The sequence below is a fragment of the Streptomyces sp. NPDC047002 genome, assembly GCF_040704505.1.
Taxonomy (GTDB): Bacteria; Actinomycetota; Actinomycetes; order Streptomycetales; family Streptomycetaceae; genus Streptomyces.
The window spans coordinates 185560-203720 of sequence record NZ_JBEYWC010000002.1; the positions used below are offsets into that span (position 1 = coordinate 185560).

13 protein-coding genes are annotated in these 18161 nt (G+C 75.5%); 8 read left to right on the forward strand and 5 right to left on the reverse strand.

Annotated features, from left to right (window positions below):
- Window positions 1–4: 4 nt before the first annotated feature.
- The 5 genes from AB0910_RS03820 to AB0910_RS03840 all read left to right on the forward strand — a co-directional run bounded on the left by AB0910_RS03820 (window position 5) and on the right by AB0910_RS03840 (window position 6969).
- Window positions 5–2737: a PEP/pyruvate-binding domain-containing protein gene (locus AB0910_RS03820; protein ID WP_366742880.1), complete on the forward strand. Its 2733-nt coding sequence runs from the start codon at window positions 5–7 to the stop codon at window positions 2735–2737.
- Window positions 2734–3714, forward strand: a complete 981-nt coding sequence (locus tag AB0910_RS03825) for a hypothetical protein (protein WP_366742881.1) — start codon at window positions 2734–2736, stop codon at window positions 3712–3714. Before AB0910_RS03820 ends, AB0910_RS03825 begins: the two co-directional genes overlap by 4 nt.
- A 5-nt stretch (window positions 3715–3719) precedes the next feature.
- The gene (locus AB0910_RS03830) at window positions 3720–4775 is read left to right on the forward strand and encodes an NADP-dependent oxidoreductase (RefSeq protein ID WP_366742882.1); all 1056 of its coding nucleotides are present in this window, start codon (window positions 3720–3722) and stop codon (window positions 4773–4775) included.
- Window positions 4776–4817: 42 nt separating this feature from the next.
- Window positions 4818–5363 (forward strand): NUDIX domain-containing protein, encoded by a 546-nt coding sequence (locus AB0910_RS03835; RefSeq protein WP_366742883.1) that lies wholly within the window; start codon window positions 4818–4820, stop codon window positions 5361–5363.
- 97 nt (window positions 5364–5460) lie between these two features.
- Entirely contained in the window at window positions 5461–6969 is a 1509-nt protein-coding gene (locus AB0910_RS03840) for a hypothetical protein (RefSeq protein WP_366742884.1), read from the forward strand.
- Window positions 6970–7031: 62 nt separating this feature from the next.
- On the opposite strand, the gene AB0910_RS03845 is transcribed toward AB0910_RS03840, so the two are convergent.
- Window positions 7032–8081, reverse strand: coding sequence for an aldo/keto reductase (locus AB0910_RS03845; RefSeq protein WP_366742885.1), 1050 nt, complete (start codon window positions 8079–8081; stop codon window positions 7032–7034).
- A 120-nt stretch (window positions 8082–8201) separates the two neighbouring features.
- On the opposite strand from AB0910_RS03845, the gene AB0910_RS03850 reads away from it, so the two are divergent.
- The gene (locus AB0910_RS03850; RefSeq protein ID WP_366742886.1) at window positions 8202–8753 is read left to right on the forward strand and encodes a TetR/AcrR family transcriptional regulator; all 552 of its coding nucleotides are present in this window, start codon (window positions 8202–8204) and stop codon (window positions 8751–8753) included.
- Window positions 8754–8900: 147 nt separating this feature from the next.
- Here AB0910_RS03850 and AB0910_RS03855 read toward each other — a convergent pair whose 3' ends face one another.
- Window positions 8901–10208, reverse strand: a complete 1308-nt coding sequence (locus AB0910_RS03855) for a glycosyltransferase (RefSeq protein WP_366742887.1) — start codon at window positions 10206–10208, stop codon at window positions 8901–8903.
- A 356-nt stretch (window positions 10209–10564) separates the two neighbouring features.
- Here AB0910_RS03855 and trpC point away from each other — a divergent pair, with 356 nt between their 5' ends.
- Window positions 10565–11395 (forward strand): indole-3-glycerol phosphate synthase TrpC, encoded by an 831-nt coding sequence (gene trpC, locus AB0910_RS03860; protein ID WP_366742888.1) that lies wholly within the window; start codon window positions 10565–10567, stop codon window positions 11393–11395.
- A gap of 27 nt (window positions 11396–11422) precedes the next feature.
- Here trpC and AB0910_RS03865 read toward each other — a convergent pair whose 3' ends face one another.
- Window positions 11423–12943: a PLP-dependent aminotransferase family protein gene (locus tag AB0910_RS03865; protein ID WP_366742889.1), complete on the reverse strand. Its 1521-nt coding sequence runs from the start codon at window positions 12941–12943 to the stop codon at window positions 11423–11425.
- Window positions 12944–13168: 225 nt separating this feature from the next.
- On the opposite strand from AB0910_RS03865, the gene AB0910_RS03870 reads away from it, so the two are divergent.
- Entirely contained in the window at window positions 13169–14428 is a 1260-nt protein-coding gene (locus AB0910_RS03870; protein WP_366742890.1) for a four-carbon acid sugar kinase family protein, read from the forward strand.
- 88 nt (window positions 14429–14516) lie between these two features.
- Here the strand turns inward: AB0910_RS03870 and AB0910_RS03875 are convergent, their stop codons facing one another.
- Together AB0910_RS03875 and AB0910_RS03880 are read right to left on the reverse strand one after the other, a co-directional pair.
- Window positions 14517–17111 (reverse strand): ATP-dependent Clp protease ATP-binding subunit, encoded by a 2595-nt coding sequence (locus AB0910_RS03875; RefSeq protein ID WP_366742891.1) that lies wholly within the window; start codon window positions 17109–17111, stop codon window positions 14517–14519.
- Window positions 17112–17352: 241 nt separating this feature from the next.
- Window positions 17353–18156 carry an SDR family NAD(P)-dependent oxidoreductase gene (locus AB0910_RS03880; RefSeq protein ID WP_366742892.1) on the reverse strand — a complete coding sequence of 268 codons (804 nt, stop codon included), beginning with the start codon at window positions 18154–18156 and terminating at the stop codon, window positions 17353–17355.
- Between the last annotated feature and the right edge of the window lie 5 nt (window positions 18157–18161).

Here is an 18161-nt window from a genome sequence, read left to right on the forward strand (position 1 = left end):
CACCGTGAACCGTAGCCGTACGCCCGCTCTCCTGACCCGCCTCACGCGCCCCGGCGGGCGGCCCGGGCCCGTCGTGCGCGGCCGCGCGCTGCTCGACGAGGCAGCCGTGGGGCCCAAGTTCGCGCGGCAGGCGCGCATGGCGCTGGCCGGCCTGCCCGTGCCCCGCTTCTTCTGCCTCTCCGCCGACGTGTTCGCCCGCGTCCTCGCGCCGGTGCGCCCCGAGATCGACGCCCTGCTCGCGCGACTCGACCCGGCGGACCTCCCGTCCGTCGAGGAGACGGCGGCCCGCATCGGCCGACTGGTCCTCGGGGCCCGGGTGCCAGGGCACCTCCGGCGCCTCCTCCTCGACGCCTTCGACCGGGAGTTCGGGGCCGACGCCGTGGTCTCGGTGCGCTCGTCCGTGGTCGGCACCGCGGGCCACGCGGGCGAGGACTCGGCACACGACGCGTTCGCCGGGATCAGCGACAGCTTCCTCTACGTGACAAGGGACCTGCTCCTCGACAAGGTGCGGCTGTGCTGGGCCTCGGGGTTCGGGCCGCAGTCGCTGCTCTACCGGGCCGCCCGCGGCGGCAGCCAGCGCGGGTTCGCCGTCGCGGTCGGTGTGCAGCGGATGGAGTTCGGCGAGCGGTCGTTCGTCCTGTTCACCTGCGACCCGCTGACGGGGGCCCGCGACCGGGTGCTCGCGGCGGGCCTCGGCATCGGCGAGGGCGTCGTCCAGGAGAAGGTCCCCGTCGACCACTACTTCGTCTCGCGCCGCGACGGCGCGGTGCGCTCCGTACTCGCCCACAAGACCCACCGCATGGCCCGGGACCCCGACCGGCCCGCCGACGGGCCGCAGCTCTCCGAGGTGTCCGAACGGCTGCGCGACACGGCCGCGTTGACGGACGAGCAGATCCGGCGGGCGGTGGCGGCCGGCGACCGGATCGAGCGGCTGTTCGGCCGCCCGCAGGACATCGAGGGCACCTTCACCGACGACGGCGCGCTGCACATCCTCCAGGCGAGGCCGGTCGTGCTGGAACTCGACCGGCAGCGCCTGTGGAGCAACGCCAACATCACCGAGAGCTATCCCGGTGTCACCACCGCACTGACCTACTCCTTCGCCCAGCACTTCTACCGCGAGGACTTCCACGACTTCTACCGCAAGCTCGGCGTCCCCCGCGACCTGCTCGACCGGCACGAGAACGAGCTGAGGGGGATGATCGGGCTGCTGCGCGGCCGGGTCTACTACTCCCTCAGCGCCTGGTACGTCCTGCACGGGCTCAGCAGGACCTTTCCGCTCTGGCGTAACAGCTTCGAGCGCATGATGGGCATGTCGCCCTCGGTCACCCACGTACGGCCCACGCCGCTGCTGGAACCCGTCTCCCAACTCCCCGCCACAGCCGCCGCCGTGGCCCGTCTGACCGTCCGCTGGGCCCTGCACGTCCCGGCGGCCCGGCGGTTCGAGGAGTGGTGGCAGCGCACCCTCGCCGAGCACCGGGCCGCAGCCGAGACCGCCGACCCGCTCCAACTCGTCCAGCTGATGCGGTCGCTGTGGCGCGAGGCGGGCAGCCACTGGGGCCTCACCCTGGTCAACGACATCCTGCTGCAGATCCACGAGACGCTCGCCCTGCGCCTGTTCGCGCGCTGGCTGCCGGAGGCCGACGACGGCCTCCACACCGACCTGCTGTGCGGCGGCAGGCCCAACCGCAGCGTGGTCATCCTGATGTCGGTCATCGGCATCGCCGAGCACATCCGCGCCACACCGGAACTGCTCGACGCCCTCGCGGCGAAACCCGTCGAGGGCGTCTGGGCGGAGATCGCCGCGGGGGCGTACGGCGACGACCTCGCCGACCGGCTCCGCACGCACGCGAGGCTCCACGGCGACCGCGGCCTCCAGGAGCTGAAGCTCGAAGTCCGGCTGCCGCGCGACGAGCCCTGGCAACTGCTGCGCATGGCGGGGGAGTACGCGCGCGGCGAGGTGACCGGAGACATGCTGCGGGCCCGCGAGCGCGCCACCCGCGACGCCGCGGAGCAGCGGCTGCGCGCCCTGCTGCGGGGCCGCCCGCTGCGGCGCGGCACCCTGCGGGCCCTGGTCGCCGGGCAGCGCCGGTACGTCAACATCCGGGAGAACACCCGCTACAACCGCAGCGAGCTGTTCGGCTTCGCACGCTCCGTCTACCGCACGCTCGGCGCCGACCTCGCGGCCCGCGGGCTCCTCGACACCGCCGACGACGTCGTCCACCTCACCGAGGAGGAGATCCTCGGCACCTACGACGGCACCGCGGTCACCGACGACCTGCGCGGCCTCGCGGCCGTGCGCGGCGCCGAGCACCGGGCCAGGGAGGCGGAGCTGCCGATGGACTTCGTCACCATGGGCCCGGTGCGCGACGCGCTGCCCGACCCCGTCTCAGGCACCGCCGACGAGAGCACCCTGTACGGGCTGGGTTCGAGCAGCGGGGTCGTCCAGGGCACGGCCCGCGTCGTGGTCGACCCGCACGACCTCGAAGAGACCACCGACGACATGATCCTGATCGCCCGCGAGACCGACCCCGGCTGGCTTTTCCTGATGCTCTCGGCCCGCGGCATCGTCGTGGAGCGCGGCACCCTGCTGTCCCACACCGCCATCACAGGGCGCAAGTTCGGCATCCCGACCATCGTCGCGCTCCAGCACGCGACGACCCGTATCCCGGACGGCGCGCGCATCGAGATCGACGGCGCGACCGGCTCCGTGAAGATCCTGGAAGAGGGCACCGCATGACCACGCCCACCACCGGACCGGTACGCGACCTGTCCGACGGCACGTCCCGCTCCGTCCCGCGCTCCGCCGCGCGGCTGCGCGCCTTCCTCTCCGAGCGGGCACCGGCCCGCGTGTACGTCACCTACGCGGTGCTGTGGGTCCTCGCGCTCCAGGGCACGCTCGCCCTGCTCGACCCCGGATCCGGCTGGCGGCTCGGGCCCGCCCTGCTCGCGGAGATCGTCTCCGTCTACCTGGCCCTGCTGTTCATCCGGATCGTCGACGAGCAGAAGGACCTGGAGTACGACCGCAGGTACAACCCGGACCGCCCGCTTCCCAGGGGCTCGGTCAAGGTCGCGGACCTGCGCGCCGCCATGGCGCTGATCGTCCTGGCCCAACTGGCGCTCAACGGCTGGCGGTCCTGGCCCCTGGTCGCCGTGATGCTCCTGGACCTCGCCTACATCTGCTTCCTCGTCCTCCTGGAGCGCAGGTCGGCGGCGGTGCGCGACCGCATCTTCGTCAACCTGCTGGTCAGCTACCCCGTGCAGATCCTCCTCAGCGCCCACATCTGGCTCTCCTTCCGGCAGGCCACCGGCGGCGGGCCCGTGGCGGCCGCGCTGACGGGCGCGGCGCTGTGCGCCTGCACGTTCCTGCACTACGAGTTCGCCCGCAAGACGAGCGCGGACCGGACGCCGGGCGCCACGCTCTACTCCAACACCGTCGGCCTGCGCGGCTCCGTGCTGCTGACCGTCCTGTGTGCGGCGGGCGCCGTCGGTCTCGCCCTCACCGTGGTACGCCCCTGGGAGCTGCACGGGGCGACCGCGCTGGCCGGCTGGCTCCCGCTGTCCGCGTGCGGCTTCGTCTGGGGCGGCGGCGAGCGGTTCGCCTCCCTGCGCACCCCGACCTGGCCGCCGGGACCCGCCATGGGGTTTCTCGCCTGGTGCTACCTGGGGCTGTTCGTCGCGGCGCTCGCGATCGTCCGCCCCGCACTCGGCGGATGACGCCGATGGCGCCGGAACCGCGGGCGGCGTCCGGCACCTGCCCTGCCGCGCGGGCGCTGCCGCCCGACTACCGCGAGGTCAGGCTCGCCGCCCGCCCGGGCGCCGCGCTGCGCCCCGAGCACTTCACGATCACGACGGCGCCCCTGCGGCCCCCTGAACAGGGCGAGGTGCTGGTGCGCAACCTCGCCCTGCGCGTCGGAGCGGCCACCCGCACTCTCATGGCGGGCGGGCAGGCGCTGCCGATGGAGCCCTACCGGCCGGGCGCCGTCCTGCGCGGCAGCGCGCTCGGCGAGGTCGTCGCGGCCACCGGTACGCCCCTGCGCCCCGGCGACCTGGTCCGGCACGACCACGGCTGGCAGCAGTACGCGCTCCTGGAAGCGGGCCGCGTGCGGCCCGTCGACCCGGGGGCCTGGCCGGATCCCGCTGCCTGCCTCTCCCAGGGGTTCGCGGGCTGGCTCGCGGTGGAGCGGGTGGGCAGGGCGCGGCCGGGCGAGACCGTGCTGGTGACGGGCGCGGCCGGCGGAGTCGGCTGTGTCGCGGGGCAGTTCGCCCGGCTGTGCGGTGCCGGCCGGCTCATCGGCACGACGGGCGCACACTGGAAGGCGGACGTCCTGCGGCGCCAACTCGGCTTCGACGCCGTGCTGGTGCGCGGCGACGGCCCGATCGGGGACCAGCTGCGCGCGGCGGCCCCCGACGGTGTGGACCTGGTCGTGGACACCGTGGGCGGCGACCAGTTCGAGGCCGCGGCGGCCCAGGCCCGCAGGCACGCGAGGATCGTCGTGGTGGGCGCGCTCAGCGGGCAGGCGGGCGGCGGCACCGGCGCCACCGCCCGCGTCGACACCCTGAGCCTGTGCTCCCGTGCGGTCACGGTCACCGGGCTCACGGCCACCGACCACCAGGCGTCGGCGGCGCAGTGGGAGGCGGAGTTCAGCGCCGGCCTGCGCGCCGGGACGCTGGCCTTCCCGCACGTGCGCCTGAAAGGCATCGACCGGGCCCCCGGCGCGCTGATGGACCTGCTGGCGGGCCGCCACCTCGGTACCGTACTCGTCGAGCCGACCTGACGCCCCGGCGCGCACCCGCCGCCCCCACCGCGAGGAGCAGACATGCAGTCCGCCGCAGAGGAGACCGTCGCCCTCTACGCCCAGGACGAGGTCCCGGGGCGGGTGACGGGCACCGCGCCGAGAAGCCGGGTGCGCGCACGCAACCTGCCCCACGCGGCGGTGAAGATCCTGCTGCGGGACGCCGCGGGCCGGGTGTACGTGCACCGCCGCACCACGGGCAAGGACCTCTACCCCGGGCTCCTCGACGCCTGGGTGGGCGGGGTGATCACCGCGGGCGAGGAGCCGCTCGCCGCGGCCGAGCGCGAACTGGGCGAGGAGATGGGCCTGCGCGGCTGCGCCCTGCGGCCCGTGACGCGCCGCTGGTACACCGACGCGGACACCAACTACCTGGCCTGCGTGTACGAGACGCGCCACGACCCCGGGGCCCACGGGCCGATCGTCCACCAGGTGAGCGAGGTGGCCGACGGCTGGTGGCTCGGCTGGGACGAGCTCACGGCCGGGCTCGCCGACTCCGGCTGGCCGCTCGCCCCCGACGCCAGGTCGCACCTCGTCCACCTCGCCGCCCGTCTGCGGCCCGCGGAAGCGTAGGGGACGCCGCGGGGCGGACGGAGGCGTTCTTGACGGGTGGGGCGGGTGGGCCAAAGATTGGCGCGGTCACGTCACCGGGAGTGAGGCGGTACGTCGCGTGTTCCCATTCAAGGCCAAGGCGGCCGCGGCCCTGCTCGCCGCGGTGTCGGCGCTGACCCCGCTGTGGGCGGCGGGACCCGCCGCCGCCCAGGGGCCGGGCCCGGCGTGCGCCGCGTCCCTGGCACCGCTGTCCGTGGAGGAGAGCAGGCTCGGCGCGGTGCTGCCCGAGGACGGCGACCCGGCGAAGGCCGCGGCTGAGCCGTTCTCCCAGCAGATGATCGAGGGCGGCGGGTTCCAGGCGTACGGGCCCGCGTTGACCCGCGCCCTGTGCCGCACGCGGACCCTGGCCGGCGCGCGGGCACTGGTGGAGCGCGAGGGGCGTGACCTCTGGCGGGCGGCGGTCGACCGGGCCCAGCGGCACGTCAAGACCCGGGGCAGCCTCCCCTACAGCGACGACCGCCCGCTCTACTGGACGCGGCTCCAGGCCACGGCGACGCTGCGCCGCTGGACGCCCGGCTTCGCCCTGTCCGACGCGCGGCGCTCCGCGCTCATCACGGCCTTCGACCGGGCGTCGCGCGGGATGACCGACATCCGCTTCCCCGCGGGCAAGGGCGTCAAGCGCGTCGTCATGAGCGGCTTCGACCCGTACACCCTGGACGGCGGTACGACGGGCAGCGCGGCCGGGACCGTCGGCGACAACATCCGGCACGGCAACCCGTCGGGGGCCACGGCGCTCGCGCTCGACGGGACCGTGTACCGGACGGCCGACGGCGAAACGGCGCACATCGAGGCGTACACACTGCCCGTCAACTACACCGAGTTCGAGGCGGGTTACCTGGAGGACACGGTCGGGCCGCTGATGCGCCCCGGCCCCCGGCAGGTCGACGCCTCCGTCACGGTGAGCCAGGCGAGCGGCTCGGTGTTCGACCTGGAGCAGTGGAACGGCCGCTACCACGGGGTCTCGCCGGGCAACGACGACAGCCGGCCCTGCCCGACGCTGAACGGCGCGCCGCAGCTCGCGGCCGACAACCACGGCTGCGACACCGCGGTCGTGCGACGCTGGGGCGGGCCCGAGCAGTTCGGCCTCACGAACCCGCCGCAGTGGACCACCACGACCCTGCCGGTCGGACAGATGATCAAGGCGGACACCGGTGCCTCGGTCCCGCGCCCGCCGGGTGACGAGTGGCCCGATCCGTCCGTGGCGTTCGGTGTGGTGTGGCACACCAACTACACCGAGTTCCCCGACTGCTCGTCGACCGCGCTGGTGACGCGCAACAGCCCGCCGCCGACCCAGTACCCGCCGTCGACCGCCCCGGTGCCGCCGGACGCCGGCTCGTGCTCGTACAGCGGAGGCGGCGGCAACTACCTCTCCAACGAGAGCGGTTACCGCAACACACTGCTCAGGGACCGCATGGCCCTGAAGATCCCCGCAGGACACATCCACACACCGGACATGCAGCGCTTCGAGCGGCCGTTCGACGTGAGCGACGCGACCTTCGACGCCTGGCGCCTCGCCATCGTCGCGCAGGCGGGGAACCTCGTCCACGTGGTCGCCGACCACTCCTGAGCGCCGCCGCCCGGCCGGGGCCGGTCCGCGCCGGTGGCCGGCCTGGCCAGGTGCGCGGCCGGTCAGGCGTTGGCGTAGCCGGGGATCATCGCCTTGATGCGGTCCATCTCCCGGTCGTCGGAGATGCCCTGGAAGTCGTAACGGGGGGTGTAGGGGGCCTCGACGCGGCGGGCCTCCTCGTCGGTGAGGTCGAGGCCGAGGGAGGCGACCGCCTCGTCGATCTGCCGGACCGTGCGGGCGCCGACGAGGGGCGCGGCGACCACGGGGTTGCGGCGCAGCCAGGCGAGGGCGACCTGCGCGCGGGTGGCGCCGCGCGCCTCGGCGACGGCGCCGACCTCGTCGATGATCCGCCGGTCGCTCTCCGCGTCGGCGCGGTAGAGCAGATCGGCGTAGCCGCCGTCGGTGGCCGCGCGCTCCCCGGCGTTCGCCTGCTCGAAGGGGCGGGCGAGGCGGCCGCGGGCCAGCGGGCTCCACACCACGGTGGCGACGCCCTCGTCCGCGCAGAGCGGTAGCATCTCGCGCTCCTCCTCGCGGGCGAGGAGGTTGTAGTGGTCCTCCATCACGGCGAAGCGGGCCCAGCCGTTGCGCTCCTGGAGGTGGAGCGCCTTGGCGAACTGCCAGGCGTGCATGGAGGACGCCCCGAGGTAGCGGGCCTTGCCCGACTTCACCACGTCGTGCAGTGCCTCCAGGGTCTCTTCGAGCGGGGTGCCGTTGTCGAGCCGGTGGATCATGTAGACGTCGACGTGGTCGGTGCCGAGGCGGCGCAGGCTCGCGTCGATCTCGGTCATGATCGCCTTGCGGGACAGGCCGCCGCTGTTGGGCCTGCCGGGGCGCATGGGGTGGCGGACCTTGGTGGTGACGACCACCTCGTCGCGGCGGGCGAAGTCCTTCAGCGCGCGGCCGAGGATCTCCTCGCTCGACCCGTACGAGTAGAGGTTGGCGGTGTCGAAGAAGTTGATGCCCGCCTCCAGGGCGTGCCTGATCAGGGGGCGGCCGGCCTCCTCGTCGAGCGACCAGACGGGGTGGCCGCGGTCGGGCTCGCCGTAGGTCATGGCGCCGATGGCGACGGGGGAGACGTCGAGGCCGGTGCGGCCGAGCTTGAGATAGCGCACGGGAGGACTCCTACAATGGGGGAGGAAGCCAAACGGAGAGATCTCCGCCCGACCTCTGCGACGTTAGTGGAGAACTCTCCGTATCGCAAACGGGTCACCGCCCGCAGCTCAGGAGGGTCCATGTCCGACGCAGCGCCGCAGCGCTCCGACGCGCTGAAGAACCGGCAGGTGATCCTCGAAGTCGCCCATGACGCGCTCGCCGAGTCCCCCGATGCCTCGCTCAACTCGATCGCGAAGCGTGCGGGTGTCGGCCCCGGCACGCTGTACCGGCACTTCCCGACGCGGGAGGCGCTGATGCTGGAGGTCTACCGGCACGATGTGGAGCGGCTTGTCGCCTCGGTGCCCGGGGTCCTTGCCGCGCATGCGCCGTTGGATGCGCTGCGGCGGTGGTTCACCACGCTCGCGGACTATGTGCGCATCAAGCACGGCCTGGGCGAGGCGCTGCACTCGGCGGCCGCGCAGGAGGTGGTCAGTGCCTCCTGGCCGCCTGTGGCCGCGGCGGTCGGTGAGCTCCTCGACGCCTGTGTGCGGTCGGGCGAGGTGCGCGCGGGGATCGACCCGGTCGACGTGGTCATGCTGCTGAGCTGCCTGTGGCGCACGCCGGGCACCCCGGAGGGCGCGGCTCAGGCGGAGCGCCTGCTGGAACTGGCGATCCGGGGCTTCCGGCCGTAGGGCCGCGCCGGAGACCCGCGCGGGGTCTGCCCGGAGACCTGCCCGGGGCCCGCCCGGGGCCCGCCCGGAGGACGGCGCCCGACGTGGCGGCGCCCCGCCGCGCGGCGTCCTCGCGGCGCGCCCCGCCGGGCGCGCCGCGCCGCCGCCTCAGCGCCGCGCCGCGTGGGCGGACAGCAGTTCCGTGACGGTCCGCTCGATCGCGTCGAACGGGTCGTGGGCCGCGTACTCGGCGGCCAGCGCACCGGCCGAGCCGCGGTAGGACGGGTCGGCGAGCACCGTGTCGACGGCCTTCCTGACCTCGGCGGGCTCCGGGCGCTGGGTGGCGAGGTTCACCGCGGCGCCGGTCCACGCGATCCGCGCGGTGACCTCCGTCTTGTCCTCGGTGAGCCCCGCGAGCACCATCGGGACCCCGTGGCCCAGCGCCTGCTGGACGCCGCCGTAGCCGCCGTTGCTGACCAGCACGTCGGTGTGCGGCAACAGCAGGTCGTACGGGATGAACTCGGCCACCCGCGCGTTGGCGGGCACCCGGTCAAGCTCCGCCGCGCGGCCGAGGGTCGCGACCACCAGCGCGTCGAGGTCGGCGAGCGCGTCGAGGGACGGCTGCACCAGCTCGGTGAAATCGGTGTTGGCCGCCGTGCCCTGGGACACCACGACCACCCTCTTCGCCCGCTTCACCTCGTCCCACCAGGCCGGCAGCGGGCCCTGCTCGCGCGCGCCGCTCGGCAGCGCGCCGATGTACCGCACCGAGTCGGGCAGGTCGCCGCGCGGGTAGTCGATGGACGCGACGGACAGCTGGAGGAACCGGTCGGGCACCCGGGCCATGCCGTCGAGCAGGAACGGCGGCGTGCCGGTGGCGCCCGTCGAGCGCAGCACCTCGACGGTGTGCGCCTGGGTGGAGCCGAACACCTGCTCCTGCACAGCCTTGTTGGCGGCGCGGTTGCGCTGCCTGCCCTCGGGCGAGGAGTCCGGCGGCAGCCCGAGGCCGAACGGCGCCGTGTCCTCGCTGCTGATCGTCAGCGGCACCACGCCGACGCCTGTGACGGCCGCGGGACGCACGCCCGGCGCGCCGTGCAGCACCGGCCACGCGCCGGTGAACCCGGTCTCGTGGACCACGGCGACCGGCTCGTCCCCTGCCTCGGCGATCAGCGCCTGCAGCGTGGCGTGCTGGTCCGGCATCGGGTCGACGAACAGGTGGCGCAGGCCGAAGCCGAGCGCCTCGGGGCCCGGCGGGATGTCGGCCATCTCGGGGAACAGCTCGGGCAGCGCGCCCCCGTCGAAGTCGGCGCGCCCCCGCAGCGGGACGAACCGGGCGCCTGTCGCCTCGGCCGCCTCCCGGAACACGGACCCGGTGGTCACGGTCACCCGGTGGCCGCGCCGTACGAGGTCGGCCGCGACGGCCCGCATTGGGGTGAAATGTCCGTAGATGGGCGAAGCGGCGACGATGATGTGTGCCATGGGGCGGTGCCACCTTCCATGAGGCGCCCGGGGGCGCGGTCGGATTCTTCACCGGCTACACGGACGGGCACGGCCCGGTGTTCAGGGGGGACGGGCCGCCCGGCGGCCGGTCCCCGCGAAGGCCCGGGCGGCGGCGGGGGAGCGGGTGAGTGGCTCCGCCAGGGGGCGGGGAAGTGGCCCTGTGGCGGCGGTGGCTGCCGGAGCGAGGGTGGCGGGGGAGAGGGGCGCCCCGGACGCCCTCCCGTACCCGCACGGCGCGGCCCCGCACCCGGCACGACCCCCGCCGCCCGCGCGGCGCACCGCGCGGGCGGAGAATACGGACAGGCCGTGAAGTGCCGTGAAGTGGAGGAACGAGAATGAGCGTGCTGGACGGCATCCTCGCGGGAGTGCGCGAGGACCTCGATGAGCGCAGGCGGCAGACCCCCCTGGCGGAGCTGCGGGCCCGTGCGGCGGACGTCCCGCCTGCGCTCGACCCGCTGCCCGGGTTCCGTGCGCCTGGCGTGTCGGTCATCGCCGAGGTCAAGCGCAGGAGCCCGAGCAAGGGCGACCTCGCCGACATCCCCGACCCGGCCGCGCTCGCCGAGCAGTACGCGACGGGCGGGGCCGCCGCGATCAGCGTGCTGACCGAGCGGCGCAGGTTCGGCGGGTCGCTCGCCGACCTGGACGCGGTGCGCGAGCGGGTCGGTGTGCCGGTGCTGCGCAAGGACTTCGTCGTCGACCCCTACCAGGTGTGGGAGGCCCGCGCCCACGGCGCCGACCTGGTGCTGCTGATGGTGGTGTCGCTCGATGACGTACAGCTCAAGGAACTCGTCGCGCTGTGCGGCGAGTTGGGCATGACACCGCTGGTCGAGTCGCACACGGCGCAGGAGGTGGAGCGGGCCGTCGCCACCGGCGCCCAGGTGCTCGGCGTCAACGCGCGCGACCTCACGACCCTCACCGTCGACCGTACCGTCTTCCGCGAGCTCGCCCCGCTGGTTCCCGCCGACCGGGTGCGGGTGGCGGAGTCCGGGGTCGCGGGCCCCGACGACGTGGCGGAGTACCGGAGTTGGGGCGCCGACGTGGTGCTCGTCGGCGAGGCGCTGGTGCGCTCGGGGGACCCGAGGACGTCGGTGCGCACCTTCGTCGAAACCGCGGACAACGCGAACCACGCAGACACGGCGGACGCGCGGGCCGCGGACGGGGCCTGAGCCGCGCCCCGGCTGCCGCCCCGCGTGTCACGCGCGGGCCGGCAGCCGGTTCAACACCTCCGCCACGCGGGCCAGTTCGGCGGGGGAGACGCCCGCGTGGTCGAGGAGCAGGCCGTGCGCGGCCGGCCGCCCGTGCCAGTACGCGCCGAGCCGGTCGGCGATCAGCCCCTGGCCGCGCAGGGCGTCCGCGTGCGCGGCCTCCGTCGCTGCGTCGGGCGCGGGGAGCAGCACGTGCAGGCCGCTGTCGAGGCCCCGCAGCAGCCCGGGCCGTGCCCGCTCGCGCAGCGCCGCGCGCTGCGCGGTCACGGCCCTGCGCGCCCTGCGCAGCTGCCGGGTGGCCTCGCCCGTCGCGAACAGCTCGGCGACGGCCTGCTGCACCGGCAGGTTGAGGTACGCGTCGGTGGCGCCGCGCAGCCCCGCCACCGCGGCGGCCAGCGGCCGGGGCGCCACCAGGCAGCCGACGCGCAGGGACGGCGCGAGCAGCCGGGAGAGGGTGCCGACGTACGCGACGCAGCCGTGGCGGTCCAGGGCCGCGAGCGGCGGCAGCCCGGTCGCGTCGAACTCGCCCCCGTAGTCGTCCTCGATGAGCAGGACGCCCTTCTGCCGCGCCCACGCGAGGAGTTCGCGGCGGCGCGCCGCAGAGAGCGGCACGGCCGTGGGGAACTGGTGGGCGGGCGTGAGCAGCAGGACGCTCGGCGCCGGGCTCAGCCGCCGTACGAGGTCGACGCGCAGCCCCTCGCCGTCCACCGGCACCGGCACGACCGCGGCGCCGCGGTCGCGCGCCATGCGCAGGAACGGCGGATAGCCGGGCTCCTCCACCGCGACCCGGTCGCCCGCGCGCACCACCGCGCCGAGCAGCAGGCCGAGCGCCTCGGCCGCCCCGCCCGTCACGACGGTGTCGGCGGGGGACGCGGCCACACCGCGGCTGGACAGCAGATGGTCGGTGAGCGCGGCGCGCAGCCTGCGCTCGCCCGCCGGGTCCCCGTACCCGGCAGCGAGCCGCCGGTGGGCCGCGGCCCGCCAGGCGCGGCGCCACGAGGCGGCGGGCAGGACGGCCGCGGGCCGGGTGCGCAGCCGCAGGTCGAGGGCGGGCTTGCCGCCGCCGGTGCTCTGCGGCACGGGCGTGAGCCGCCCGAGCCAGGGCGCGCCGTCGGGCACCGGGCGCGCGTGCGGCCGCCGTTCCCCGGCGCGTACGTAACTCCCGCTGCCGTGGCGGCCGTCGACGAGGCCGCGCTCGGCGAGCACGGCGTAGGCGGCGAGGACGGCGTTGCGGGAGACGCCGGCGGACGCGGCCAGCGCCCTGGTGGACGGCAGGCGGGTGCCGGGCGCGAGCCTGCCGTTGCCGATCGCCGCGGCCAGCAGGCCGACGAGGGTGTCCGACAGGGTCTCGCCCGGCCGCGCCACGACGGGGAGCGGGACGCCGGCGGCCGCGAGCGGTTCGAGGCCCTGCTCGACGCGGGCGCGGCCCCGGCGCGCCTGGCCGCTGGGGCGGGGCGCCTGGCGGTCCGGGTGGTGCGCCCGCCGTGGTCCTGCTGCCTCGGGTCCCACGGGTCCTCCGGGTGAGTGGTGTGCCGCATGCCGCGGCGAGTGGCCCTGCCGCAGGCTACCCCCGCCCAACCAGGCTGGAGCGGGCCCGCGCGCACGCGCCACCGGGCGTGCGCGGCGGGCGGCAGGGCCTGCGCACGGCACGCACGGGCCCCGCGTACGGTGCGGACCGTGCGGCCTTCGCCCGCGCGGACGCGTCCGGCGCCTGGCCGGCGGGAGGGGAGTGTCATGACGGATCGGCGGGACACGGCGTCGCACGCGCCGGGCGCCGTGCCGTTCGCGGTGCTTGCGGACGACCTCACCAGCGCAGCGGAGGCGGCGGGCCGGCTCGCGGACAGCGGCCGCGCCGCGTCGGTGGTGCTGGACGCGGACGCCCCGCCGCCCCGGGGCGGCGGCGCGTGGCCGTGCCTCGACCTCGACACCCGGGCTCTCGCGCCCGGCGCGGCCGCGGCCCTGCACGCGCGGGCCGCCCGGCGCCTCGCAGCCGCGGCGGGCGGCGGGCGGCTCGGCGTCTACAAGACGATGGACAGCTCCCTGCGGGGCAACTGGCCCGCGGAGCTGGCGGCGGTGCTGCGGGCCTGCGACCGCCGGGTCGCCGTGGTCGCGCCCGCCTACCCTGCGTACGGCAGGCACACCGTGGGCGGCCGCCAGTACGCGGAAGGACTCCCCGTGCACGAGGGGCCCGCGGGGCGCGACCCCGTGCGCCCGGTACGCGATCCGTCCGTGGTGGCGCTGCTCGCCGGGGCCGGCCTCGCCGCGTCCGGCGTCGCCCCCGGCGCGCTGCCGGACGCGCTCGCCGCCGCCCTCGGCCCCCGCGCCGCTGCCGGCCCGCCGCGCGCCCTCGTGGTGGACGCGGCGTCGGACGGGGACCTGGCCGAGGCGGCCCGGGCGGTACGCGGCGTGCTCGACCGCATTGTGGTGTGCGGGAGCCCGGGCCTGTGGGAGGCGCTCGTACCGGCGCCGCCCGGGGCGTACGCCGCCCTCGAACCGGGCCGCGCGCTCGTCCTCGTCGGCAGCCTCCACCCCGCCACCCGCCGCCAGGTCGACCGGCTGCGCGCGCACGGCGTGCCGGTCGTGGTGACCGAGGCGGCCGACGCCGCAGGGGAGCGCGGCGGTACGGCGCAGGCCGTACGGCGGCTGCTCAGCGCGCACGACACGGTCGCCCTCGTCACCCCCGAGCGCACCGCGCCCGCGCCCGGGGAGCCGGACGGTGAGCGGCACCTGCGCGCCCTCGCCGAAGCGGGCGCCGCCTGCGCACGCGCCCTGCCCGACCTCGGGCTCGTGCTGTGCGGCGGGGACACGGCGCGCGCGGTCGCGCTCGCCCTCGGCGCTCCCGCCCTGCGCGTCGCCGGCAGCATCGCGCCCGGCATTGCGCTCGGCACCCTTGAGGGCCCCTGCGCCCGCCGCGTCATCAGCAAGGCAGGCGGCTTCGGCGACCCGTCGAGCCTGGTCGCCGCGGCCGCCGCGCTCACCGGAAGGACCCCGTGACCCCCCTGTCCCCCATCGCCCCCGGGACTTCTGCGGCACCGGCCCCGCAGGCCGGCGCGAGCACCCGCCGGGCTGCCCGGCGGGCGGCTCAGTCGCCCGGGGAACCGTCCGCCGCAGGGCCTGGCGCCTCCTCGAAGGAGAGCGCGTCGCCCGCGACCGCGGCGAAGACCCGGCTGCCGCGCGGGACGGTGCCGTCGAGCAGCAGCCGCGACAGCGGGGTCTCCACCTCGCGCTGGATGGTGCGGCGCAGCGGCCGCGCGCCGTACTCCGGCTGGTGGCCGCGCCTGGCCAGCCAGTCGACGGCCTCGGGCGTGAACGCGATCGTGATGTCCTGCGCGTGCAGCCGCCTGCGGGTCTCTTCGAGCAGCAGGTCCGTGATGCGCCGCAGCTGCTCGTCGGAGAGCGGCCTGAAGACGACGATCTCGTCGATGCGGTTGAGGAACTCCGGCCTGAAGTGCTCGCGCAGCGGTCGCAGCATCCGCTCGCGCCGCGCCTGCTCCTCCGCCTCACCGTCGCCCGCGCCGAAGCCGAGCGGGGTGCTGCGCCCCGAGATCCGCTCCGAGCCCAGGTTGCTCGTCATCACCACGACGGTGTTGGAGAAGTCGACCGTGCGCCCCTGCGCGTCGGTGAGCCGGCCGTCGTCGAGCACCTGGAGCAGGGTGTTGAACACGTCGGGGTGCGCCTTCTCCACCTCGTCGAACAGCAGCAGCGAATACGGGTGGCGGCGCACCGCCTCGGTCAGCTGGCCCGCCTCGTCGTGGCCGACGTACCCGGGCGGGGAGCCCACGAGGCGGCTCACGGTGTGCTGCTCCTGGTACTCGCTCATGTCGAGCCGCACCATCCGCTCGTCGCTGCCGAACAGCGCCTCGGCGAGCGCGCGCGCCAGCTCCGTCTTGCCGACGCCGGTCGGGCCGAGGAAGAGGAAGCTGCCGGTCGGGCGGCCGGGGCCGGCCAGGCCCGCGCGGGAGCGCAGCACCGCGTCGGCGACGACCCGTACCGCCTCGTCCTGACCGATCACCCGCTCGTGCAGATGGGCTTCGAGACCCAGCAGGCGGTCCTTCTCCTCCTCGGTGAGGGTGCTCACCGGGATGCCGGTCTGCCGGGAGACGATGTCGGCGATGTCCTCGGCGGTGACCTCGACGACATGGGTCTCACCGCCCGCCGGGTCCGCCTCACCCGACCTGGCGGCGATCCGCCCGCCCAGCTCGCCGATGCGGTCCCGCAGCTCCATCGCGCGCTCGTACTGCTCGGCGGCGACGGCCTGGTCCTTGTCCCGGGTCAGCTGCTCCATCTCGCGCTCCATGGCGCGCACGTCGGTGCCCTTCGTGCGGCTGCGCAGCCTGACCCTGGCCCCCGCCTGGTCCATCAGGTCGATGGCCTTGTCCGGCAGGTAGCGGTCGGTGAGGTAGCGGTCGGACAGCTCGACGGCCGCGAGCAGCGCCTCGTCGGTGTACCTGACCTGGTGGTGCGCCTCGTACGGGTCGCGCAGCCCGCGCAGGATCTGCACGGCGTCGGCCGCCGTCGGCTCCGGGACAAGCACCGGCTGGAAGCGGCGGGCGAGCGCGGCGTCCTTCTCGATGGAGCGCCGGTACTCGTCCAGCGTGGTCGCGCCGATGACGTGCAGCTCGCCGCGGGCCAGCGCGGGCTTGAGGATGTTGCCCGCGTCCATGGAGCCGCCCTCCCCGCCGCCGCCCGCGCCGCCCGCCCCGACGACCGTGTGCAGCTCGTCGATGAAGACGACCAGTTCGTCGGAGTGGTCGCGGATCTCAGAGACGATGGCGTTGAGGCGCTCCTCGAAGTCGCCGCGGTAGCGGGTGCCCGCGACGACGCCGCTGAGGTCGAGGGCGACCACGCGGCGGCCCGCGAGGATGTCCGGCACGTCGTCGTCGGCGATCCGCTGGGCCAGGCCCTCCACGATCGCGGTCTTGCCGACGCCCGCCTCGCCGATGAGGACCGGGTTGTTCTTGCCGCGGCGGGAGAGGATCTCGACGGTCTGCTCGATCTCCTGGTCCCGCCCGATCACGGGGTCGACGCGGCCCTGCGCGGCGAGCGCGGTCAGGTCGCGTCCGTACCGGTCGAGCGTGGGCGTGCTGCCCTCGCCCGCGGGCCCTGCCCGGCGCGGCTCGGGCCCGCCGGCCGGGCCGCCGGGCGCGCCGGCGCCGGGCGGCGGCACCTGGCCCGGCGCGAAGCGCGACGAGTGCAGGATGTGGCCGGCCGCGGAGTCCGGGTTGCCCGCGAGGGCGGCCAGGACGTGCTCGGGCCCGATGTACCCGGCGCCGCGGGTCCGCGCCAGCTCCTTGGCGTCCAGCAGGGCCCGCTTGACGGCCGGTGTCACCGCGAGCGTCTCCGGCAGGTCGTCCTCGCCGGTCTCCGACGGCCCCACCCGCCGGTCGATCTCGTCGGCGATCCGGTCGGGGTCCACCCCTGAGCGCTCCAGCAGGCCCCGGGTGGGCTGGGTGCCGAGGGCCGCCCGCAGCAGGTGCTCGGTGTCGAGGTCGCTGCTGCCGTGCTCGGCCGCGTAGGTCGCGGCCTCCGCCACCAGCCGGCGCGCCGGCTCGCTCATCAGCCTGCTGATGTCGACGGGCTGCGGCCCCCGCGGGGCGCCGCCCCCGAGGAAGCGTGAGAGGAAATCTCCGAACGGGTCAGGACCGTACGCCCCCGGACCCGAGAAACCGTTGCTCATGGCCGTCCCATCCGTCGTGCGTGCAGTACGCGCGCCGACCGCCCCACGGGCGGCGGGCACGCCTACGCGTTCCCGAAAACCGCCCGGACATACCCCCGCAGTCTGGTGCCCATGTGCCCCATTCCGACCTCGTCGTTCGAACTGTCACCGCACGCCGGACCTCGGAGTCGGGCCCAAGGCCAAGTCCGTGCGCCGCCAGGTCGGGGGTGGGCCGCATGCCCGGGCCGCCGCGCGCCGGGGCCTACCAGCTCTGGTCCGCCGCGCGGACGAAGACCTCGTTCACGGCGACGCGCCGCGCGCTCGTCACGACGTACGCGACGGCGTCGGCGATGTCCTCGGGCCGCAGGCGCTCGATCGCGCCGGTCTGCGCCTCGACGCCCGCGCGCAGCTCCTCGCGGATGTGCGAGACGAGCTCGGTGTCGACATTGCCGGGTTCGACCACGCTGACGCGTACGCGCAGCGGCTGGAGCTCCTGGCGGAGCGCCTCGGTGAAGCCGTTCACGCCGAACTTCGTGAGGTTGTAGACCGCCGTGCCGGGACGGGCCACCCGCCCGGCGGACGAGCTGATGTTCACCACGTCTGCGGTGCGCCGCGGCTCCTGCCCTGCCGCCTCGACCAGGTGCGGCAGCGCCGCCTTCGTCACGTAGAGCAGGCCGAGGACATTGATGTCGACCATCCGCTCCCACTCGCCGTCCGGCGCGTCCGCGAACGGCCCGACCAGCATGGCCCCGGCATTGTTGACGACCGTGTCGAGGCGGCCGAACGCGGCGACCGCTCGCTCGACCGCGTCGGTGGCCCCGGCCCTGCCGGTGATGTCGGCGACGACGGCGCTCGCCGTGCCGCCCTCCGCCTCGATGGCGCGTGCCACTTCGGCGAGGCGGTCGCCCCTGCGGGCGACGAGGGCCACCGCGGCCCCCTCGCGGGCCAGCCGCCGCGCGGTGGCGGCGCCGATGCCGCTGCTCGCGCCGGTGACCAGCGCGACGGTTCCGTCCAGTGCCTTGCCCATGGCTGCGCCCTTCTCCTGGATCGAGGTCGCCCCGAGCATTTATC